Annotated in this window: 21 protein-coding genes; 5 read left to right on the plus strand and 16 right to left on the minus strand. The window is 52.1% G+C overall.

Annotated features, from left to right (window positions below; translation table 11 throughout):
- Positions 1–253: 253 nt before the first annotated feature.
- Both BZJ18_RS06090 and fabR read right to left on the minus strand, forming a co-directional pair.
- On the minus strand, positions 254–637 hold the full coding sequence (locus BZJ18_RS06090; protein WP_069586865.1) for a YijD family membrane protein: 384 nt from the start codon (positions 635–637) through the stop codon (positions 254–256).
- An 11-nt stretch (positions 638–648) separates the two neighbouring features.
- Complete coding sequence (gene fabR, locus BZJ18_RS06095; protein WP_069586866.1) at positions 649–1,284, minus strand: HTH-type transcriptional repressor FabR; 636 nt, start codon at positions 1,282–1,284, stop codon at positions 649–651.
- Between the two features lie 195 nt (positions 1,285–1,479).
- Here fabR and sthA point away from each other — a divergent pair, with 195 nt between their 5' ends.
- Entirely contained in the window at positions 1,480–2,895 is a 1,416-nt protein-coding gene (sthA, locus tag BZJ18_RS06100) for a Si-specific NAD(P)(+) transhydrogenase (RefSeq protein ID WP_077455737.1), read from the plus strand.
- Between the two features lie 62 nt (positions 2,896–2,957).
- On the opposite strand, the gene cysQ is transcribed toward sthA, so the two are convergent.
- The 14 genes from cysQ to gspC all read right to left on the minus strand — a co-directional run bounded on the left by cysQ (position 2,958) and on the right by gspC (position 15,619).
- The gene (gene cysQ / locus BZJ18_RS06105) at positions 2,958–3,770 is read right to left on the minus strand and encodes a 3'(2'),5'-bisphosphate nucleotidase CysQ (protein WP_069591221.1); all 813 of its coding nucleotides are present in this window, start codon (positions 3,768–3,770) and stop codon (positions 2,958–2,960) included.
- 3 nt (positions 3,771–3,773) lie between these two features.
- On the minus strand, positions 3,774–4,328 hold the full coding sequence (gene nudE / locus BZJ18_RS06110) for an ADP compounds hydrolase NudE (RefSeq protein ID WP_069591222.1): 555 nt from the start codon (positions 4,326–4,328) through the stop codon (positions 3,774–3,776).
- 41 nt (positions 4,329–4,369) lie between these two features.
- On the minus strand, positions 4,370–5,116 hold the full coding sequence (locus tag BZJ18_RS06115) for a type II secretion system protein N (RefSeq protein WP_077455738.1): 747 nt from the start codon (positions 5,114–5,116) through the stop codon (positions 4,370–4,372).
- 2 nt (positions 5,117–5,118) lie between these two features.
- Entirely contained in the window at positions 5,119–5,613 is a 495-nt protein-coding gene (locus tag BZJ18_RS06120; RefSeq protein WP_077455739.1) for a type II secretion system protein M, read from the minus strand.
- Positions 5,610–6,875, minus strand: a complete 1,266-nt coding sequence (gspL, locus tag BZJ18_RS06125) for a type II secretion system protein GspL (RefSeq protein WP_198532195.1) — start codon at positions 6,873–6,875, stop codon at positions 5,610–5,612. The genes BZJ18_RS06120 and gspL overlap by 4 nt, the downstream gene beginning before the upstream one ends.
- Entirely contained in the window at positions 6,844–7,848 is a 1,005-nt protein-coding gene (gene gspK, locus BZJ18_RS06130; protein ID WP_077455741.1) for a type II secretion system minor pseudopilin GspK, read from the minus strand. Before gspK ends, gspL begins: the two co-directional genes overlap by 32 nt.
- Positions 7,845–8,483, minus strand: coding sequence for a type II secretion system minor pseudopilin GspJ (gene gspJ, locus BZJ18_RS06135; protein WP_077455742.1), 639 nt, complete (start codon positions 8,481–8,483; stop codon positions 7,845–7,847). Before gspJ ends, gspK begins: the two co-directional genes overlap by 4 nt.
- Positions 8,467–8,832 carry a type II secretion system minor pseudopilin GspI gene (gene gspI / locus BZJ18_RS06140; RefSeq protein WP_069591266.1) on the minus strand — a complete coding sequence of 122 codons (366 nt, stop codon included), beginning with the start codon at positions 8,830–8,832 and terminating at the stop codon, positions 8,467–8,469. The genes gspJ and gspI overlap by 17 nt, the downstream gene beginning before the upstream one ends.
- The gene (gspH, locus tag BZJ18_RS06145; protein ID WP_069591229.1) at positions 8,832–9,383 is read right to left on the minus strand and encodes a type II secretion system minor pseudopilin GspH; all 552 of its coding nucleotides are present in this window, start codon (positions 9,381–9,383) and stop codon (positions 8,832–8,834) included. The genes gspI and gspH overlap by 1 nt, the downstream gene beginning before the upstream one ends.
- A gap of 1 nt (position 9,384) precedes the next feature.
- Complete coding sequence (gene gspG / locus BZJ18_RS06150; protein ID WP_077455743.1) at positions 9,385–9,843, minus strand: type II secretion system major pseudopilin GspG; 459 nt, start codon at positions 9,841–9,843, stop codon at positions 9,385–9,387.
- Between the two features lie 4 nt (positions 9,844–9,847).
- Entirely contained in the window at positions 9,848–11,083 is a 1,236-nt protein-coding gene (gspF, locus tag BZJ18_RS06155) for a type II secretion system inner membrane protein GspF (RefSeq protein ID WP_077455744.1), read from the minus strand.
- Positions 11,083–12,609: a type II secretion system ATPase GspE gene (gspE, locus tag BZJ18_RS06160; protein ID WP_077455745.1), complete on the minus strand. Its 1,527-nt coding sequence runs from the start codon at positions 12,607–12,609 to the stop codon at positions 11,083–11,085. Before gspE ends, gspF begins: the two co-directional genes overlap by 1 nt.
- Positions 12,606–14,585, minus strand: coding sequence for a type II secretion system secretin GspD (gspD, locus tag BZJ18_RS06165; RefSeq protein ID WP_077455787.1), 1,980 nt, complete (start codon positions 14,583–14,585; stop codon positions 12,606–12,608). The genes gspE and gspD overlap by 4 nt, the downstream gene beginning before the upstream one ends.
- 71 nt (positions 14,586–14,656) lie before the next feature.
- Positions 14,657–15,619 (minus strand): type II secretion system protein GspC, encoded by a 963-nt coding sequence (gspC, locus tag BZJ18_RS06170; RefSeq protein WP_077455746.1) that lies wholly within the window; start codon positions 15,617–15,619, stop codon positions 14,657–14,659.
- A gap of 202 nt (positions 15,620–15,821) precedes the next feature.
- Between gspC and hslR the strand changes: the two genes are divergently transcribed.
- From hslR to BZJ18_RS06190, 4 genes are all read left to right on the plus strand, one after another.
- Positions 15,822–16,226, plus strand: a complete 405-nt coding sequence (gene hslR / locus BZJ18_RS06175; RefSeq protein ID WP_077455747.1) for a ribosome-associated heat shock protein Hsp15 — start codon at positions 15,822–15,824, stop codon at positions 16,224–16,226.
- A gap of 42 nt (positions 16,227–16,268) precedes the next feature.
- Positions 16,269–17,144 carry an Hsp33 family molecular chaperone HslO gene (gene hslO, locus BZJ18_RS06180; RefSeq protein ID WP_069591237.1) on the plus strand — a complete coding sequence of 292 codons (876 nt, stop codon included), beginning with the start codon at positions 16,269–16,271 and terminating at the stop codon, positions 17,142–17,144.
- Between the two features lie 329 nt (positions 17,145–17,473).
- Positions 17,474–19,102, plus strand: coding sequence for a phosphoenolpyruvate carboxykinase (ATP) (gene pckA, locus BZJ18_RS06185; protein ID WP_069591238.1), 1,629 nt, complete (start codon positions 17,474–17,476; stop codon positions 19,100–19,102).
- A 126-nt stretch (positions 19,103–19,228) separates the two neighbouring features.
- Positions 19,229–21,079 carry an AsmA family protein gene (locus tag BZJ18_RS06190; protein ID WP_077455748.1) on the plus strand — a complete coding sequence of 617 codons (1,851 nt, stop codon included), beginning with the start codon at positions 19,229–19,231 and terminating at the stop codon, positions 21,077–21,079.
- Positions 21,080–21,083 lie beyond the last annotated feature (4 nt).

A 21,083-nucleotide genomic window follows, 5' to 3' on the forward strand; every position in this document is an offset into this window, starting at 1 on the left:
TAGCGTTAGTGGTGAGCTATCTAAGAAAATGTGGCTTTAACATGGCGGATATAAGGCAAATACTGGCTTCTATCCGCCAATTTAGGCGTTGGTCGGTAACGACCACTCTCTAACAAAAAATATCGCGATCGCGGCCTACGGCCGCTTATCAAAAAGAACCCCGCCTAAAAAGGCGGGGTTCGTCAGCAATCTGAGGCGTCTCTCGACGCCTTTTTTATTCACTCGTTTTAGTGTGCGATTCGCCGCGCAGGGCTCATACGTCAGAGGCTGTATCGTTTTTGGCTTTGCGGCTGAAAAAGCCCAGCTTATGACCCACCCAAAACGCCAATACCATAGCAACCAAAATCGAGAAGAAGTTACCGCCCAATTCTGGCATTTGCATACGCATGAACGCAGAGTACCCAAACGCACCCACTAAGAAACACGCAAACGCGATCAGCGGTGTGCCTTCAGTGAGGGGTTGGCGTTCATGCAATTGGTAACAAGCATGTACGGCCAGCACAAACGCTAGAATGGGGAAAATAGAAAACGCCACACCACCGACAAATAGCGTGGCGAGAGTGGCACTGCCACAGATACCTGTGATCAACGACAGTACTAAGAATTTACGCTCAGATTTAACTTGCTCATGTTCCATGTTTTCACCTGTTATGACAGCTTTTTCTGTAATGCCCGCCGCTCACGATCTTTACGATACCAGTAAGCTCCCTTGGCTATCATGCGCAATTGTATCACCATTCGCTCGGCCAATTCTGCCCGTGAATGTGTATCAAGATCTAACGCTTCCGCGCCGGAGTTGAATACCAAGATCACGCAGGCTTCAGCCTGATTGTACGCTTCTTCATAGGTGAGCTGCGTGCGAGACTGCAAATACTCGGTCAATTCTGCGACAAAGTGCTGAATTTCTCGTGCTACAGCCGCACGGAACGCCGCTGAGGTCCCTGAACGTTCGCGAAGCAGCAAGCGAAAAACGTTGGGGCTGCTTTCAACAAATTCCATAAAGGTTTCGACCGAGGTACGCACCACACTACCTTCTGCGGCAATACGCTGACGGGCTTGACGCATCAGCTGACGAAGCAGGAGCCCCCCCTCATCGACCATGGTTAATCCCAACTCATCCATGTCTTTAAAGTGGCGATAAAATGAGGTTGGCGCAATGCCTGCTTCACGCGCGACTTCTCGCAAACTCAAGCTTGAGAAGCTTCGCTCCGCACTCAATTGGCTAAAGGCCGCATCAATCAATGAGCGACGCGTCTTTTCTTTTTGTTCTGCTCGAATACCCATCACACTCAACCTGCCGTCATCATGGCGACACTATACGCATTTTTACGTCCTAAATCAGCCAAACACCCTCTTGAACAGCGCCTTGCGTTTTCCACGCGAACGTCCAGATCATGCAGGAAAGTTAACCTTACTGCCAATAAGCGTTAAACTGGTCATAAATGGATGTTGCAATAATGAAAATAAGGTTTGAATCCTATGAGCAAGTCGAATCCTCGCCCTGTTGATCATTTTGATGCGATCGTAATAGGGAGTGGCCCAGGCGGCGAAGGCGCGGCAATGGGGCTAACCAAGGCGGGCAAGCGCGTGGCCGTGATAGAACGCGAAAGCACTGTCGGTGGTGGCTGTACCCACTGGGGCACCATTCCTTCCAAAGCACTGCGCCACACCGTTAGTCGGATTATTGAATTTAATCAAAGCCCGATCTACACCCAGAACACCAAAAGTATTCACAGCACCTTCTCTCAAATCCTGAGCCATGCCGATTCCGTGATCGGCAAACAAACGCGCCTTCGTCAGGGTTTTTACGATCGCAATCAGTGCACGCTGCTCCATGGAATGGCGGAATTTGTTGACGCACATACTTTAGCCGTTCGCCACCCTGACGGCAGCAAAGAGCATTACACTGCCGATCATTTTGTGATTGCGACCGGCTCACGCCCTTATCAACCAGCCGATGTCGATTTTAGCCACGCACGTATTTACGACAGTGATTCAATTCTGTCACTCAAGCATGATCCGCGCCATGTGATTATTTATGGCGCAGGTGTCATTGGTAGCGAATATGCGTCTATTTTTCGCGGGCTTGGCGTCAAAGTCGACTTAATCAATACCCGTGATCGCTTGTTGTCATTCTTGGATAACGAAATTTCCGATGCCCTGTCATACCATTTCTGGAATAGCGGGGTCCTGATCCGCAATGATGAAACCTATGAGCGCATTGAGGGCACAGATGACGGGGTCATTGTCCATCTTGCCTCAGGTAAAAAAATGAAAGCCGACTGCCTGCTCTATGCCAACGGTCGCACCGGTAACACAGATAAGTTGAATCTTGGTGCGGTGGGACTGACGCCCGACTCTCGCGGCCAGTTGAGCGTCGACGACAATTACTCGACCGAGGTTGACCATATTTATGCGGTTGGGGATGTGATTGGCTATCCAAGTTTGGCCAGCGCGGCCTATGATCAGGGACGGGTCGTCGCAGAAGCAATTAGCCAAGGCAATGCCAATGCACGCCTCATTGAACATATTCCCACCGGCATTTATACCATCCCAGAAATCAGTTCTGTGGGGAAAACGGAGCAAGAGCTCACGGCAGAGAAAGTCCCGTATGAAGTCGGGCGTTCTCAATTTAAACATCTCGCTCGCGCCCAAATTGCCGGGATGGATATTGGCAGTTTAAAGATCCTCTTTCATCGCGATACCCGTGAGATTTTGGGGATCCACTGCTTTGGTGAGCGAGCCTCAGAGATCATTCACATCGGCCAAGCGATTTTTGAGCAAAAAGGCGCCGGTAATACCATCGACTATTTCGTCAACACGACCTTTAACTACCCGACCATGGCCGAAGCGTACCGCGTTGCTGCACTCAACGGCTTAAATCGCTTGTTCTAAGCGGTACCAATCGCTATCTCTTACCAAAAAACGGCACCTGACGGTGCCGTTTCGCGCGACTGTTACGATGCACGCAATATCGAAGACCAAGCGAGCGATTCATCACCCAGTACAATAAAGTTGGGGTTTTGCAACGAGTCACGCTCGTTATATGACAAGGGGTCCAACTCGGTACTTAAAATCCGCCCCCCTGCTTGTTCGACAATGCATTGGGTGGCTGCCGTATCCCACTCCCCAGTCGGACCTAGACGCAAATAACAATCTACCGCGCCTTCAGCAACCAAACACGCTTTCAATGCTGCGGACCCTAGTGGGACCAAATCATAGTTGATCTCAGGGGCGAGCTTTTCTGTCACGGCATGAATATCTTGACGGCGGCTAATGGCAATCGAGAGTGAGGTGATGGCCTCTTCTCGCTTCATTGTCGAGATGCGATGCATTTCGCCATCGGGGGTAATTTTCCACGCCCCTTTTTCTTGGCACGCATAATAAGTCACACCCGAGACAGGGGCATAGACCACTCCCATCACCGGATGGTTATTTTCCACCAGCGCAATAATGGTGGCAAAATCGCCACTCCCGGCAATAAACTCTTGGGTGCCATCCAATGGGTCAATCAACCAGTAACGCTGCCATTGCTGACGATCACTGAGCGGCACACCACAATCTTCTTCCGATAACACCGGAATATCCGGGGTTAACGCCGTCAGTTTCTCGGTGATCAGTTTGTGTGCAGCAAGATCCGCGCTGGTGACGGGGGTTTCATCGCTTTTGGTAATTTCTTCAAAATCACCGTCTTGGTAAATATCGAGAATCACTTGTCCCGCTGCGCGGGTAATTTCAATCACATCGGGCAACAACTCAGGCAGTGGCATGCCTCACCTCTCAGATTGTAAGTACTTCAGCGCCATCATTAGTGCGGTGATACTGCGCGCTTCACAGAAATCGCCGTGGGTCAGCAACTCCTCCGCTTGAGCTAATGGCCAACGGATCACCTCAAGTGGTTCGGGTTCATCCCCTTCCAAGGTTTCAGGATACAAATCACGTGCCAACATCAGTGTCATACGGCTTGAGAAGTACGACGGAGCCAGTACGACCTCCTTGAGTGGAATAAGCTCGCGGGCGCCCAAGCCTATTTCTTCTTTCAGTTCACGCACCGCTGCCTGCTCTGGCACTTCCCCTTTATCAATTAAGCCTTTTGGAAAGCCTAGCTCATATCTCTCCGTGCCAGCTGCATATTCTCGCACCAGCAACAAATCCCCCTGTTCGGTCAGCGGCACCATCATGACCGCATTACGGCCCGAAGGCTTCATGCGTTCATAGGTGCGATTTACGCCGTTACTAAACTGGAGATCGAGCGATTCCACCTTAAATAAACGAGAAGCGGCAACCACTTGCTTAGACAGGATCTGGGGAGGTTTTCGCTGCGTCATATCCTATTTGCACCCTTTACTGATAAGCCTAACAGGCTTGATTAGCCTCGAAAAGAAAAGCGATAGCGCCCTTGTTGATCCGGCGCACCCAGCCAAGCAAGTGGCTCTTTCATTGGCGGTGGGAACGCGGCTTCCGGCTTGAGCCATCCCGAAACAGAGTATCGCCCCGACGGTGTGATTGACAATGAAAACTTATTACTCAGCGAGGAAGACGCGCCTTGGCCTTCGGCGAGAATACCTTGCTGCTCACAACGGAGTGTGGCACTGGCTGGGATATCTGCTAAACGCCCCATTGGCAAGCGTAATGCGGCTTGTTGCCACTGCAGCTGACCATCGAGTCGCTGACAGCCCGCCTCGGTAAAGGCCAGATCGCGTAATACCAGATCCACATGGCCTTCAATCGCCACATTGGCAGGGAGTGCCACAGAACTGGCAAGCAACTGGGCCGGTGCTGACACCAGCGCACGGGATAAAGAAACTGCATGACCATCAAAGCCCACGGTTGCTTTCCCTTTCACCCCATCTGAGCTGCGAAGACGAATATCCGCTTCTAACGTTGCCGCAGTAAATAAACGGTGTACTTGAAGATCCCAACGAAGTGGACCGACGGTGTAATCTTGCCAGCGTATTTGCGCAATGCGTCCTTTCCACACTGTCCCCTCAATCGCGCCCACCTTAAGTTCAGGCGGCAAGGGGGCCAGACGCAATAGCGATGCGGGTGCGTGGATCACGACGCTGAGTACAAAAACCAGCGTACAAGCTAAACCCAAGACTATTTTTTTCTTCATGACTATCGTTCTAATTGCAGGCGATTAACCTTCACAACCCCAGCGTTATCTGTCATTTCCGTATCAAGACGCACGACCTGAATACCATGTAAGCGAGCGAGTTGGTCGAGCCAACGCAAAAGTTGGTTAAATGGCAAGGGCTCGACACCCAATTGGACACTCGCCTCACCGGGCTGCAAGCGAGTAATGGTGACACTAAACTCCCCTGCGCTGGCCGCCACCACTTGGTTTAATGGCTGATTACTGCTGGTTGGTGCGCGACTGCTTGCACCTGACTTTGCGCGCAACTGAACAATTTGCTGATGCTTTTGCTGTACATCACTCAGCAAACGTCGCTCACTAGCAAGCGCTTCTCGCGCATTGTTCGCCTCGGCTTGAATCGGCGCAATGATCCCCCAGTACAAGACACTGAGTAGCATCACCAGTGCAGCCACCATCAATAAACGCTGCTCACGTTCACTGAGCGATTGCCAGCGTGCTTTTAACTGACTCATCATGATTCGGTCCTCAAGGTAAACTCACCACTTACGCTGTCACCATTACGGTTGAGCTGCCCAAGCTCGGTCGTATAGTGTTCGCTCAGCAGGCCGCGTAGTCGCTCAAACTGGGCAAAATCGCTGCCGGAGGCTCGGATCACTAAGACTTCACGTGCTGCTTGATAACGTAACGCTTGCAGGTGAATACCGGGCGTTTTTTCTAGCATCGGCGCTAATTTCGCTAACCAAGGCAAAAGCGCAGCATTGTGCTGCTGTCCTTCAAGACGCGCAATTTCCGCATCCATCTGGCGAACCATGTACGATTGCGTCGGAATGCGCTGATACTGTGGCAACGTCTGGCGAAAGACAGACTCGCTCTGTGCACGTAGCGCTTCAGCCTGCTGTTGGGTATCACGAATCGTCAGCCATTGTTCAACGCCCAATAAGGCGCTAATGGCTAACACTAAACAGGCGGCAGGTAATAAAGGCTTGAGCGTTTGCTTAGTCTGGCTTTGTGGCCGATAAGGCCCAGTTAGCAAGTTCGCAGACAGAGCATGACTTTGTGTCGCCAACAGCCCTATCACAGTGTCACAGGGATGCCACTTAGCCTCCGCCTCATCCAGTCCACTGACTGGCCAATCAAGGTCAAGATGGGACGGGCAATATCCATGTAAGGTGAGTGACGGGGCCTTGTCCTCGTCATCCGCATCCACCGGATCCTGTTCTAGCGCCTTTTGTTGTTGAGCTCGCCACGCGTTCGCCCAGAAACGAAGCCAGTCACGCGATCCCACCACACCTTGACTGTCATGATGCCGACACAGCCATTGCTCACCCAGTGGCGCAACCGTCAAATGGTTTGTTTGCCACGGTAAACACAGCACATCGGGTAGCCATTGCCGCGCATGGATATCTGCATCCGCCAGCGCTTGCTGCCAGGCTTGCATTTTGTCGTGTGCTACCACCGCCACGTGGGCAAGACTGCCCGAGACACTCAAAATACTGACGTGTACCCTGTCCACATCATCGGCCAATGCCTCTTCAAGTAAGTAAGGCACCACTTTATCGCGCTGACGCCGAGAGCCGGGCGGCAAGGTCACCGACCTGAGGGTCACCCAAGTGCTATCCACTAAGATCACCACACGCCGCGTTTGTGCTTGCTCCGTCAAGGCTGACAGATGCTCGCATTCACCGGTCGCGGTGACCTGATTGTCACTCACACGCACCTGGGCCCAAAAGATCGGCTGGCTGGCATCACTGATCCTTATTATCAGTCGCTCGCTCACGCATTCCTCCAAAGCGACGACGCACCACGGTTGTGGTGCCATCGTCTTGATAGTGCAATAACGCCTGAATGTGACGTTGGGCAGACGCCACGGTCACATCGGCCTGTAATAAAAAAAACTCGCTGGTCACCGTGAGATGTGGGATCACCTGCTCACGGGCTTTGTCATCGAATTCACTCAGGTTTAACACCGCCATAAAGGCGTCGACATTTTTCCACCCAGCATCAGGGCGCTGTGCAATCACCTGTTTGGCTTGTTCTATCGACAGCGCAGGGGTGAACAGCGCCGCCAGCAAAGGCGCCTGCTTATCCGTCAGTGTATTGACATTGATTTTCAGCTCCGCACTGGGAATCGCACAAACCTGAGCGGATAAACGCTGAAAGACCTGTGCATTGACTCCTTTGACCGCACGCCACTCGCTACGGTCGGCTAGCACGGCATCCGCCGTCACATAGGGAGGACGTAAACTCTCATAGTGGGCATCTTCGGCCCCGAGCGACTGATCCAGTTGATTGTTTTCATCGACAAAGTCTCGCGTAGATTGGGCAATCACATCCGCTTGGTACTCATCATCGACCCCACTGCCGACCAAGGCTCTGAGTACCGTCACTTCATAGGGCACCGCACTGCCTAGGGTCGCGCCACGCAGCTGCAAACTATTCAAATTAAAGCAGGCTTGTGCATCTCGTAAGTGACCACTTACTGTGCCACCTTCTAGCGGAAAGCTGCGCTCTTTCTCGGCCCAACTTTGACTTAAATTCACCGTGTCACTGCCAGATAAACTGTCTCGCAGCACCGCTGCGGCAAGCCCTTCGACGGCCATGCCGTACCAATAGGCTTGCTGAAAATGAAGCTGATTTTCCGCGCGGTTGTAATTAGTAAATAACCGCGATGCCATGCTACCGGCTATCGCTGTCATCAACGCCATAATCAACATCACGACCAATAACGCTGTACCGCGTTGACGACTCATTCTGCCTCCCGCTGTAGCGCTGCAGGCAGCGTTTGCCCGGCCAATAAATAAGTCCGTACTAACTGACCATAGCGAGGATGGGTAAAACGCAGTTGAATGGCATCGGGCAATGCGTGAGGGGTATCAAAGCTGCTCTGCCAACTTCCCTTCACATTAAAGCGGAAGGTGAGATCATCAATATCGTCCAGCAATGTCATCACCGCCGGTTGTTCACCGGCAGCCTGATCCGGATAGCGCCAACGTAACCGCTCCAACTTACCATCTCGCTGGCGATAACCCACCGCCACCACTTCGCTACGCGGAAAACGATACTGGGGATTAATCCAACCGGTACGGGTAAAGCGCACGCCCATGGCATCCCCGCCCAGCACCTCTTTGCCTGCAGTTAGTAATTGCTCACTGGGGGCTTGGCCATCCATACGCTGGCGTCGCGCGGCCATTTGGCGAAAATCACTGTCCATGATCACCAGTGCACGCTGTAATTGTTGCAACGTTTCTCCCACTTGGCGCGATTGCTCGTCACTGCGCTGCACCGTCTGTAGCACTTGATACGCAGTCAGGCTAATGCTGGCGAAGACCACCAGCGCCAGCAACACTTCCAGTAAGGTAAACCCCTTTTCAGCGCGTGGCGACATAGGTCCTCACGGTTACCAGTGGATTGTCTGTCGATTCTGCTGCTGCAACGGCGAGATCCACCGCTCGCAGTGGTCCCGTGTTAGTCGCAATCGGCGTCAACTGCCACTGCCAGCGCTGCCCGGCCATCTCCGTGGTGCCTTGGGTGGCTTTGTCCGGCACCTTGCCGCTCAGCACTACCTCAGCCAACTGATTGTCAGCCACCATCGCCGCCAAGGTTTTTTGCTCCAGGCGACTTAGTGAGCGGGTATGCTGCCCAGTGGCTTTCATCACACTGAGCGCGGCAACCGCAAAAATGGCCACTGCWACCAGCACTTCCAGTAACGTCATCCCATGTTGGGTCTTAGGCATCATCCATCCTCCTCGGCCCGCTGCCAGCGAAATTGCGCCAGTTCATTGGCCTTTAATTGCCACATGGCACGACCGTCGGTTTCGATGGTGAGCGTAAAGGGAGTGATTTCGCCATTCGGTAATAGCCAAATCTGAGGGGGCGCCACAGCGGTTTCACCGTCTTCTTCAAACATGTTTTCGAACAGCGGTTTGTCTTCAAATAACCGGTCCTGCTGCTGCCAACCAAAGCCATCCATACTTAACGCAAAGCGGCTTTGTTCAGGCAAGGTCCCTTGGGTTGCCCAACGATCGCTGCTCACCGTTTGCCAGTTTTCTTCGCCTAACTTCAGCAATTGATAATCATGGTTGTTGATCCGCACCCCGTAAGTCTGCCCTTCCAGCCAACTTTGCTCTGCCCATAACTTAATGCGCTGATACAAAGCTTGGCCGGCTTGCTCGGTCCGGGTGTCAACAGGCTCAGGCCACACCATCACCACGCCTGAGGCGCTGACGGCAATAATCACCACCACCAACAGGATTTCGAGTAACGTGAAGCCCGCCGCCTGACGCATGTTATTGCAGCTCGTTCAGGTTCCAGTTACCAATGTCTTGGTTGACCCCTTCACCGCCTTCTTGCCCATCCGCGCCTAGCGAGAACACATCAATCACACCATGCTCACCTGGGCTCACATAGCGATAGTCATTGTTCCAAGGGTCTTTAGGCAAACGCTTGATATAACCTTGTGCCGGATAGTTACGTGGCACGGGTTCACTTTGTGGCTTGGTCACAAGTGCATCAAGTCCTTGGTCGGTGGTGGGGTACTGGTTATTGTCCAGTTTGTACATATCCAGCGCATTTTCGAGCGCGCTGACATCTGCGATCGCCTTTTTCACTGCTGCTTTATCTTTGTTGCCCAATAAGTTCGGGGCGACAAAGCTGGCTAGCAAACCAATGATGACCACCACGACCATCACCTCGAGAAGCGTAAAACCTTGTTGACGACGCATCTTGTTCTCCTTGTTTATTATCATAAAATCACAACCCCACCATGTTGTTCATGGCAATAATTGGCATCAAAGTGGCGACGACAATAAAGAGCACCAGACCTGCCATGAGCACGATCATCAGCGGCCCAAACACACCTAATGCCACGTTCACCTGCGCCTCAAAATCTTTATCTTGGTTGTCCGCCGCCCGTGTGAGCATGGGTTCAAGTTCCCCACTGCGTTCACCGCTGGCAATCATATGCAACATCATGGGCGGAAAAAGCCCAGATTGATCCAGTGCCACTCGCAAGCTGGCACCTTCTCGCACCTTATCCGCGGCCTCGAGCACTCGGGTACGCACATACTGGTTGGTAATCACCTGTGCGGCGACCTTCATGCCATCCAAAAGCGGGATCGCACTGGCAGTACAAATAGCGAGTGTGCGTGCAAAGCGCGATGTGTTGAGGCCTCGTGCAACGCGCCCCAAGACCGGTAACGACAACTTTTGTTTGTCCCACGCCAATCGCCGTTGCTTGTCCTTCAGCAATGTGCGTATTCCCGCACTGAGTAAGACAAGGCCACCTACGACCCAAATTCCCCATTGGGTAATAAAATCACTGGCGTTGAGAAGAAACTGGGTCGACGCGGGTAAGGATTGACCGGTTTGCACAAACTGGCCAACGATGTCAGGCACCACGGTCGCCAACAAAAAGGCGACAATCACCACAGAGAAAAACGTCAAAATGGCGGGATAAAGCATCGCTTGTAGTAGGGTTGATTGAATGCGCTGACGATTTTCCACATAGTCCGCCAATCGCTCCAGCACCGTGCCCAAATGACCGGCTTTTTCGCCCGCCGCAATCATGGCACGGTACAGTTCATCAAACACTTGCGGATAATCGGCGAGCGCACCAGCAAGGGTATAGCCTTCCATCACCCGCGCGCGCACACTGGTCATCATACTGCCAATACGCGGCTTCTCGGCTTGCTCCGCCACCGCCCGTAAGCACTCTTCCAGTGGTATCGCAGCCTCAATCAAGGTCGCCAATTGACGCGTGATCAACGACAGCTCTTGGGTGCTAATACCGCGATTACGTGATGAAAACAAAGGCCGCGACGTCTCGGTCTTTTGCTGGCTACGCTTGCGTGTGGTCGCGTTGACCACCAATGGCGTCAGCCCTTTGTCACGGAGCTGCTGGCGTGCCTGTCGAGGCGTATCAGCTTCAATCACACCTTTGCGTTTACGCCCACGCGCATCTAAAGCTTGGTAATCAAACGCCGCCATCAGGTCTCCTTGGTGACTCGCATCACTTCTTCAAGCGTGGTTTTCCCTTGTAGCACTTTGGCCAGTCCGTCGTAGCGGATACTCGGACTCTGTGCGCGCACCGCTTGTTCAATCGCATGCTCACCCGCATCGTGATGAATCAGTGCTTGCACCTTCTCGTCGACCGTCAGCAGTTCATGAATACCGGTTCGACCTTTGTAGCCTTTGTGGTGGCAACGCGAACAGCCCCCCGCTTTATACAAGGTGACAGCATCACCAGGCTGGGCCAGTCCCACTCCCACAAACAATTGCTGCTGGCTGGCATCGGCTTGATAAGGAACGCGGCAATCGCTGCAAAGGGTGCGAACCAAGCGCTGCGCCAGCACGCCAAGCAAGGATGAGGAGAGCAAAAAGGGCTCGATCCCCATATCGCGTAAACGCGTCACCGCACCAATGGCAGTATTGGTGTGCAAAGTCGACATCACCAAGTGGCCGGTTAGTGAGGCTTGCACCGCGATTTGTGCGGTTTCTAAGTCACGGATTTCCCCCACCATCACCACGTCAGGATCTTGACGCAGCATGGCACGCAACCCCCGCGCAAAGGTCATATCGACCTTAGGGTTGACTTGGGTCTGCCCGATACCAGGGAGATCAAATTCGATCGGATCTTCTACGGTGAGAATATTGCGATCTTCACTGTTAATGGTTTGTAAGCCCGCATACAGCGTGGTCGATTTACCCGAGCCCGTTGGGCCCGTGACCAGTAAGATCCCATGCGGTTTATGAATAAGATGACGGAAGTTCTCGTGCAACTCAGGCACCATCCCCAACTGAGCCAAGTCGAGTTGTACCGCGTTTTTATCGAGCAAACGCATCACCACACGTTCACCGTGAGAGGACGGCATAGTCGATACCCGCACATCGACGGCGCGGCCACCGATACGTACCGAGATACGTCCATCTTGTGGCACCCGCTTTTCAGCAATATCGAGTTTGGCCATCACTTTGACGCGTGACACCAACAAGGGGGCTAACTTTCGGCTCGGCGATAAGACTTCGCGCAACACCCCGTCGACACGGAAGCGAATCGACAAGGCATGCTCAAAGGTTTCGATATGGATATCAGAGGCGCTCTCTTTGATCGCTTCCCCCAACATAGCGTTGATCAGCTTGATGATGGGGGCATCGTCCTCGGACTCAAGCAAATCCTCGCTCTGCGGCAACTCTTCGGCCAATGAGAAGAAGTCATCACTGTCTGCGTCGGCGCCAATGTCAGCCATCAGCTGCTGCGCATCCGCGCTGTCTCGCTGATAAAGCACCGTCAGTTGCTGCTCAAAATAGGCCTCATCCACGGTTTCTGGCACTAAGCGCGCGCCCCATAACCGTTGCACTTCAACCAAGGTCTCAGGAGCCACCGACGGTAAACACAATAACCGAGCCTGCGACGCATTGGACTGAATTAACACCCCATGACGACGCGCAAAACCAAACGGTAACTGCCATTTACTCTCTGGCTCGTTCGCGAGTGCGACCGTTCGATCCGTCATTCTGCCAGCTCCGCTTGTAATGCACGCACTTCGGCCGGCATCACCGCATCACTTTTATAATCAGGCAACACAGGCTTTTTCGCATCTGGCATCAATTTGACCCCATCTTGTGCACGCAGCAGTTGTTCGGCACGAATGTAATTATATTTACGCTGTGTCACACCATCTGCGGTTAAGCCGGTACGAATAATGGTGGGCTTGATAAACAGCATCAGGTTTTTCTTTTCTGTCCCCGTAGAAGTGGATTTGAACAGATGACCCAGCACCGGAATATCTCCCAATAAAGGCACTTTGGACTCACTTTCTACAGTACGCTCATCAATCAAACCGCTGAGCACAATCATTTGCTGATCACCCACCATCACTGACGTGTTTAATTGGCGTTTACCAAAGCGCACATCCACGGCGCCACTGGCCCCCAAGACATTTGACACCTCTTGCTCAATATCCAAGAGAACCGCAGAACCTTCATTGATTTGTGGGGTAACTTTTAGCTTGATACCCACATCTTTACGCTCGACGGTTTGGAACGGGTTATCGTTATTCGAACCGGTCCGTGAACCGGTAATCACAGGGACTTCCTCACCGACAATAAACGACGCTTCTTGATTATCCAGCACCATCAGGTTGGGTGAAGAAAGGATATTGGATTCGTTATTCGAGGCTACCGCAGTCACCAACGCGGTCCAATCCCCCATAATGACCCCGGCGGCAATACCATTTAATCCACCTAAAACTTCATTGAGCGCGGAGTAATCACCTGACTCTTTGATTTCAACAGTTTTTTCTTCACCGTCAATGATCCGCGTTTCGGTACGTGTCCTGTCTTTGGTCGCCTCTAATCCACCGAGATAACTCGATACACCAACTCCTGTATTGGTGAACTGAATGCCACCATTTTCAAGCGAGCCCCACTGCACACCTAAATTGGCGCCATCGGACTCTGACATCTCTACGATTAGTGCTTCAATCAGTACTTGCGCACGACGAATATCCAGCTGAGAGATCACACTTTCTAAGGTTTTGAGGATATCAGGCGGCGCAGTGATCACCAACGAGTTGGTGCCTTGGTGCGAAGAAATTTGTACCGCTTGCTTTTGGGCACCCGGTTTACTCTTCTCTTCTTTTTCTTTCAGTAAGTTATCTGATACACCTTGGAGAACATCTACCACATCTTCCGCTTTGGCATAGCGCAGGTAAATGACTCGGCTGTTACCTGTGGTCGCCATTTCCTGATCAAGCTGTCTGATCAGCTTTTTCACCCGTTCGCGTACTTTAGGTTCACCTGAGACCAAAACGGCGTTTAAGCGCTCATCAGCGACAAAGCGTGGTTTAAGGAGATCGGGGGCATTATTGGCGTTGTCTCGCTCGTTTAACGCTTCAACAATCCGTACCATTTCTGCGGCAGACGCGTGATCTAAACGCACTACTTCCACCTCTTTATCGCCGGCTTGGTCCACACGACGGATAATATCGGTCAAGCGATTCACGACCGCTGCACGCCCAGTAATCATGATCACATTAGCCGGATCGTAGTGGACTACGTTACCCGCTCCCGCATTGTTAATCAGCTGGCGCAACAAAGGGGATAGCTCACGTACCGACACATTTTTTACCGCGACTACGCGAGTGACAACTTCATCCCCCACCACACTATCGTCTTCACCGACCACAGGTACCGGTGAGGTTTTGGCATCTTTGTCGCGGACCACTTTAACGACACCATTTTCCATCTCGACCACGGCAAAGCCATACACTTCGAGTACGTTTAAGAAAAACTGATAGTACTGTTCATCGGTCAGGGTATCGTAACTCCGGACATTGATGGTGCCACGAACCGAGGGATCAACAATGATGGTTTTTTCGAGATTACGGCCAACGATCTCAATAAATTCCTGAATATCTGTGCCCTTAAAAGAGGCACTAAACTCAGCGGCGCCGGCTGGGATACCAGAAAAGAGAAGGCTCGCGGCCATCAGATAGGGGATCAGTCGTTGTTTTCCCTTCACGTCACACTCCTACGGCCGCTGACGGCGAATGCTGTGGATTAAAATTGAATCGAGATTTCATGTTGTTGTCCTTGTCGCTCGATAACCAAGTCAAGCGATCCCTGTTGTTGAATGCGTCCTAGAATATCAGGCAGTGCTGCGGACTGACTTAACGTCAAGCCATTGATAGCGACAGCAATATCCCCTGCCTGTAAGCCGGATTGCTCAAAAAAGATTGGATTGCGTCCCGGAGTGAGGCGAAAGCCCTTTATTTGATCGCCTTCGCGCACTTGTGACAGCTGCACAAAGTCAAATAAGCGTTGCGGGTTCTGACTAAGCTGCTGCGCTAAGTCGGCAGGCCAGTCAGGGCTGGTCTGCCGCTTGGTCGCCATCGACTTTGGGGGCGTCGACGCATCAGTAGGGGAGGAAAAAACGGTCTGCGGTGTACTATCTGCATCGACCCCTGGCATAAGGAGCGCTTCGCGTCTTGACCCTTGGCGTAATATCACCCGATCGGATAAGACTTGATCGACACTGACTTGGGTCCCTTTCACCTGCTCACCCACACCGTAAGTCACTTGACGGCCGCCGTTCGCGATCACGGCCAATGCACGCTTAGGATCGTTACTGGCCACCACGCCAACCAAAGTTAGGCGTAGCCGGGTTTCGGGGACATTGGTCACCGCATGTTGCGTGGGTTGGGCGGCCGCTTGGTAACGCCCAAACAATTGGGCATTAACGATAGGTGCCAACGAAAAAGGATCCGTCGCAGCGCGAGAGGACGACGCCGACTGGCTTGCTACAGGCAATACAGGTGCGGGTGCAGGCGCATAAAACGCCCACACCATTCGCCCAGCCAACCATGCCAGAACGAGGAACAGTAAAATGTTTAGCCACGTCGCAAGTCGTGCCACCTGCTGCGGTGACACAGTGAACGTGCCATGCTGGCGTCCTGCCTTACGCATCATCCCTTCCAAACCAAATTGAGTCACCGAGTGTCCATTGATGGCTTTTTTTACCATCAAGTTCCATCATTAGATTACGAAAAGCTGGGCATACTAGCAAAAACACGATGTGATATTGAGATAATTTTCATTTTTGTCGTAATCCCACATCCTAACCAAGCCAGCACATTTAGGTCAGATTGTACCTCGACGCTGTGATACTGCTCTAAAGGAATTTTTGTGCTAATGTCGCCCATCCGGATTGCGCAGGAGTTGAGTCATGAAAACACACGCATCGGCGCCCTTGACGGCAGTCAGGCTAGACAAGTGGCTATGGGCCGCTCGGTTCTACAAAACACGGTCAATCGCACGCAACATGATTGACGGCGGCAAGGTGCATTATAATGGCCAGCGCGCCAAACCTAGCAAAATGGTTGAAGTAGGTGCTGAGATCCGACTTCGGCAAGGACACGAAGAAAAAACCATTACTGTATTAGAATTATCAGAGCAGCGTCAGGGTGCGCCGATTGCGCAGACGCTGTATCAAGAAACCCAAGACAGTATCAAACAGCGTGAGCACAACACGGAAATGCGTCGCTTACACGCACACAATCCGCGCCCAGAAAGCCGGCCGGATAAGAAACAACGCCGAGATATTCGTAAGTTTAAACAAGGCATAGAGTAAGGCCGATCCCACTAACCAGGCCCTAAGCCGGAGAGAGATTGCATGTCAAACGATCAACTACACCGTTACCTATTTAAAGATGTGTCTGTGCGTGGTGAGCTGGTCAAGCTCGATGAAACCTATCAACGCATCTTGGAAAACCAAGACTACCCTGCGCCCGTCCAAGCGCTACTGGGGGAGATGCTTGTCGCCACCAGCTTGCTCACTGCCACCTTAAAATTTGAAGGCTCGATTACCGTGCAACTACAAGGTGACGGTCCGGTATCACTGGCGGTGATCAATGGTGACCACCAGCAGCAACTGCGCGGTACCGCACGCCTGAAAGGCGACATCAAAGCCGATGCAACTCTACCTGAAATGCTCGGTAAGGGGCAGCTCATTATCACTATCGAACCGGTCGACGGCGAACGCTATCAAGGCATTGTGGGCTTAGACTCGGATCATCTGCAAGGCTGCCTTGAAGACTACTTTGCGCGTTCAGAGCAACTGGAAACGCGACTTTGGTTGCGCACCGGTGAGTTTGATGGCAAACGTCACGCGGCCGGAATGATGCTGCAAGTGCTACCGGATGGCAAAGGGGACGATAACGACTTTGACCATTTGGCGAAGCTGACTGAAACCGTTAAAAATGATGAATTATTTGGCCTTGACGCAAAAGACGTCCTTTATCGTCTATATCACCAAGAAAGCGTGACCGTTTTCGATCCTCAGTCAGTATGCTTCAAATGCAGCTGCTCACGCGAGCGCAGCGCACAAGCGATAGCCGCGATTGAACGCAGCGAAGTCGATAAAATGATTGCAGAAATGGGCACGATTCGTTTGCACTGTGATTATTGCGGCAGTGATTATGCGTTTGACAGCGTCGATGTCGCGGCCATCTTTGAGCAAAACGCCGATTCATCGTCACAAATGCAGTGAAAAACGTGCTACATATTTAGTTGCATAAAACAAAGAAACCCAACTTAGTTCAAAAGCCAGCATCAAGCTGGCTTTTTTCTTGGTCTCCTCGGACACATCTCACATTTTTTTGCGCATTAATTTTGTACAAACAATAAGAGCTCTGTGGGTAGCGCAAACGTTTAACTAAGCGTTACCATAGAGGGAGTCACGTCACCTGGTGGTCAGTACCCTACAATCAAAATAGCCCTAGTGTGCGTGCGGTAATTTTTTGCAGTAACTCCCTGAATGGCACTATTCAGGTTGCTAGCATAAAGACAGTTAACAACATCTTACCCCAAGGAGCACCTATGACTGTCCTGAACGTCGAATCCGAAGTCGCCGGCATCGATCTTTCCCGTCATGGTCTGGAAAATGTCAAAGAAGTCATTCGCAATCCCTCTTATGAACAGTTGTTCGAAGAAGAAACCAAACCTGGGCTGGAAGGCTATGAAAAAGGCGTGGTGACTGAGCTCGGCGCTGTGGCGGTGGATACCGGTATTTTTACTGGCCGTTCACCAAAAGATAAATACATTGTGCGTGACGACACCACCCGCGATACCGTGTGGTGGTCCGATCAAGGGAAAAACGATAACAAGCCGATTGATCACGCCGTTTGGAAAGATTTAAAAGCCTTGGTTACCCAGCAACTCTCTGGCAAACGTCTGTTTGTGATTGATGGCTACTGCGGTGCCAACCCTAACACACGTTTACGGATCCGTGTGATCACCGAAGTGGCGTGGCAAGCGCACTTTGTAAAAAACATGTTTATCCGCCCTACCGATGAAGAGCTAAAAGACTTTGAACCCGACTTCGTGGTTATGAACGGTGCTAAATGCGTCAACAATAAATGGCGCGAGCATGGTTTGAACTCGGAAAACTTCACGGTCTTCAATCTTACCGAGCGCATGCAGCTTATCGGCGGGACATGGTACGGCGGCGAGATGAAAAAAGGCATGTTCGCCATGATGAATTATTTCTTGCCTTTGCAAGACATCGCGTCCATGCACTGCTCGGCAAATATGGGCAAAGACGGCGACGTCGCGATTTTCTTCGGCTTATCTGGCACGGGTAAAACAACCCTCTCCACCGATCCGAAGCGTCAGCTGATTGGCGACGACGAACACGGCTGGGACGATCATGGTGTGTTTAACTTTGAAGGCGGCTGCTATGCAAAAACCATTAAGCTGTCCAAAGAAGCAGAGCCCGATATTTACAATGCCATTCGCCGCGATGCACTGCTTGAAAACGTCACCGTACGCGGTGATGGCCGTATCGACTTTGACGATAACTCCAAAACCGAAAACACCCGAGTGTCTTACCCGATTTATCATATCGATAATATCGTTAAGCCAGTGTCGAAAGGCGGACATGCCAACAAGGTGATCTTCCTCTCCGCGGATGCATTTGGCGTGCTACCGCCGGTGTCTAAACTGACGCCTGAGCAGACCAAGTATCACTTCCTGTCAGGCTTTACCGCAAAGCTGGCCGGCACTGAGCGTGGTATTACAGAGCCAACCCCCACCTTCTCAGCTGCTTTCGGGGCCGCATTCTTGACCTTGCACCCAACCAAGTATGCAGAAGTGTTGGTCAAACGTATGGAAGCGGCAGGTGCAGAAGCCTACCTAGTGAATACTGGTTGGAACGGCTCAGGCAAGCGTATTTCGATTAAAGATACCCGCGCCATTATTGACGCTATCTTAGATGGTTCGATTGAGAAAGCAGAAACGAAGACGATTCCTATCTTCAATCTCACCGTGCCCGTCTCACTCGACGAGGTCAACGATGGCATCCTTGACCCGCGTGACACCTATGTCGATCCACTCCAGTGGGAAAGCAAAGCGAAGGACCTTGCCCAACGCTTTATCGATAATTTCGACAAGTATACCGACACCCCAGAAGGGGCTGCTTTGGTTTCAGCCGGGCCTCAGCTCGACTAAATCATCCCACTTACGCCCCATAGCAATATGGGGCGTACTTTTTGCCTAGCAGTTGAATTTAGGCCACTTTTGCGCCAGTCTTAATCCATTCATCGTCACCGTTTCTCGCTCCGATAGGATTTGCCCATGCGCATCCTGGCCAAACTGATTGCCAGCTTGATCATCCTGATTGTCACCGCGCTTTTCGTGGTTGTGGTGCTTTTGCATACCCGTTACAGCACACCTGTCTTTAATACCGTCTCCCAGACCCTGTTGCCCGGTAAACTCACCGCGGCACAAGTGGGGTATCACTGGCGCTCACCGCTGCAACTGACATTGATTCAACCGGATTATCAAGCCTCCCAAACCGATTGGCATGCGGACAAACTACAACTTTATATAGACCCCGCCACCTTTCCACACATTGCTTGGCTACGCATTGATGGTATGGATATTGACCTTGATGCGCTGGACGCCAACCCATTTCAGGAATTACCTCAAGGGCTGACTATTGGTCGAGTGCTACTAAGTGATGTCACCCTACACACGCGGCACTGGCAAGCCACCAATGTACGTGCACAACTCGATAATTGGCAAAAAGGCTCCCAAGCCTATGGCACAGTGAAAGGACGAGCACAATGGGAAATAGGCTCGCTTAACGGACAAGGTATCGCCTTAACCCAATTACTACTGGATGCGAAACCGAGTGACCAAGGGTGGGAGATTCTGGGCGCCTCGATGCAGTGGCAACGCGCTGCAATCAGTGCGCAGGGCCATTGGCAACCCGGCACTCTCGCGCTCGAGCAACTCACTATCAGCGATGCGGTGATAGATAGCGATCAAACCCGCCAGATCCTCGCGCAAGCACTCGCGGCTTGGCCTCACGATACCGTGTTAACCGTCGCCCGTGCCGACGTAAGACAACTCAGCGCAGAAACGCATCTCCTGTCGGTGAACCAGTTAACCTTCTCGGCGCAAAATCTTCGTTTCGCCCCCAACGCGCCTTGGTGGTATCAACCGGCGATGCGATTGTCATTCAACGCCGATTATTTACGCTGGCAAGGCCAAACTTGGGAACAGCCGCTGGGCGATATCGAGTGGAGAGATAACACAGTGATCGTCAATCAGCTCACCAGCCAATTGCAGGAGGGCTTTTTTGCTGTGTCTGGCCAATTCACCCAGAACAATTGGCAGATAGACCGCTTTCAAGCCAACGGTTTAACCCTCTCTCGCCAAGAGCTTGATCCCCTTCAAGCCCTGTTACCCGGTATACCGACCCAACTGAGCATCACCAGTTTACAGCTAAAGCATAACGAGTGGCTCAACTTATCCCCTGACTTTGCCACCAAAATCAGTGGCATTGATGTGGATGGCCAATCTCTTGAGATCCGCGATGGCGAGCTGGTCAATGGTCTCATTACAGCCAGCGCCAACCATGCAAGTATTAACCAGCAGTGGATCGCAGAGCCCTACCTGCGTCTTGAGGCCCATGATCGAAAACTTCAGCTGCACCAATTTTTACTGGGTTTTCCCGATGGCCAACTGGCGCTGTCTGGGCAGATCAATCTCGCCGCACCGAGCCGACCTTGGTCACTGGCCGTTGACGGTTTGCAAATTCCCTTGTCCATTTACCATGCTTGGTTCGATTGGCCACTACCGCTAGACGGCTTTCACGATATTGAGGGGCAATGGTCAGGGCTGGCAGCAGACGCACACAGTTTTAAGGTGGGGTTGAACGGTCAGTTAGCCGTCACTTTTCTCGACAGCGCTGCGGCGCAAACCGACCTATCTGTGGATCAACCTTGGTCTATTCGGCTCGCACACTGGTTGAAAGGGGAGACTGTTCCGCCTGAGGAAAGCCGCTTAGTTCCGCTACCCTTTGCATCGCTGACGCTCAATGCCGATCGCGGTGACATTCGCGCCACGCTCAACGGCGAGCAAACCCTGTCACTCCGCTGGCCGATTTATCAAGCGACAGAGCCTAACCTCAGCGAATAAGGCG

The organism is Salinivibrio sp. IB872, from assembly GCF_001995345.1.
Classification (GTDB): Bacteria; Pseudomonadota; Gammaproteobacteria; order Enterobacterales; family Vibrionaceae; genus Salinivibrio; species Salinivibrio proteolyticus.

Bases quoted from the DNA above. Each gene is read 5' to 3' on its own strand.
- gspH (WP_069591229.1), bottom strand. From the start codon at position 9,383: ATGCGTCAGGCGGCGGGCTTCACGTTACTCGAAATCCTGTTGGTGGTG.
- BZJ18_RS06090 (WP_069586865.1), bottom strand. From the start codon at position 637: ATGGAACATGAGCAAGTTAAATCTGAGCGTAAATTCTTAGTACTGTCG.
- gspJ (WP_077455742.1), bottom strand. From the start codon at position 8,483: ATGTCGCCACGCGCTGAAAAGGGGTTTACCTTACTGGAAGTGTTGCTG.
- gspK (WP_077455741.1), bottom strand. From the start codon at position 7,848: ATGAGTCGTCAACGCGGTACAGCGTTATTGGTCGTGATGTTGATTATG.
- cysQ (WP_069591221.1), bottom strand. From the start codon at position 3,770: ATGCCACTGCCTGAGTTGTTGCCCGATGTGATTGAAATTACCCGCGCA.
- sthA (WP_077455737.1), top strand. From the start codon at position 1,480: ATGAGCAAGTCGAATCCTCGCCCTGTTGATCATTTTGATGCGATCGTA.
- pckA (WP_069591238.1), top strand. From the start codon at position 17,474: ATGACTGTCCTGAACGTCGAATCCGAAGTCGCCGGCATCGATCTTTCC.
- BZJ18_RS06115 (WP_077455738.1), bottom strand. From the start codon at position 5,116: ATGAAGAAAAAAATAGTCTTGGGTTTAGCTTGTACGCTGGTTTTTGTA.
- gspC (WP_077455746.1), bottom strand. From the start codon at position 15,619: ATGGTAAAAAAAGCCATCAATGGACACTCGGTGACTCAATTTGGTTTG.
- gspE (WP_077455745.1), bottom strand. From the start codon at position 12,609: ATGACGGATCGAACGGTCGCACTCGCGAACGAGCCAGAGAGTAAATGG.
- BZJ18_RS06190 (WP_077455748.1), top strand. From the start codon at position 19,229: ATGCGCATCCTGGCCAAACTGATTGCCAGCTTGATCATCCTGATTGTC.
- gspG (WP_077455743.1), bottom strand. From the start codon at position 9,843: ATGATAATAAACAAGGAGAACAAGATGCGTCGTCAACAAGGTTTTACG.
- hslR (WP_077455747.1), top strand. From the start codon at position 15,822: ATGAAAACACACGCATCGGCGCCCTTGACGGCAGTCAGGCTAGACAAG.
- hslO (WP_069591237.1), top strand. From the start codon at position 16,269: ATGTCAAACGATCAACTACACCGTTACCTATTTAAAGATGTGTCTGTG.
- fabR (WP_069586866.1), bottom strand. From the start codon at position 1,284: ATGGGTATTCGAGCAGAACAAAAAGAAAAGACGCGTCGCTCATTGATT.
- gspD (WP_077455787.1), bottom strand. From the start codon at position 14,585: ATGGCCGCGAGCCTTCTCTTTTCTGGTATCCCAGCCGGCGCCGCTGAG.
- BZJ18_RS06120 (WP_077455739.1), bottom strand. From the start codon at position 5,613: ATGATGAGTCAGTTAAAAGCACGCTGGCAATCGCTCAGTGAACGTGAG.
- nudE (WP_069591222.1), bottom strand. From the start codon at position 4,328: ATGACGCAGCGAAAACCTCCCCAGATCCTGTCTAAGCAAGTGGTTGCC.
- gspF (WP_077455744.1), bottom strand. From the start codon at position 11,083: ATGGCGGCGTTTGATTACCAAGCTTTAGATGCGCGTGGGCGTAAACGC.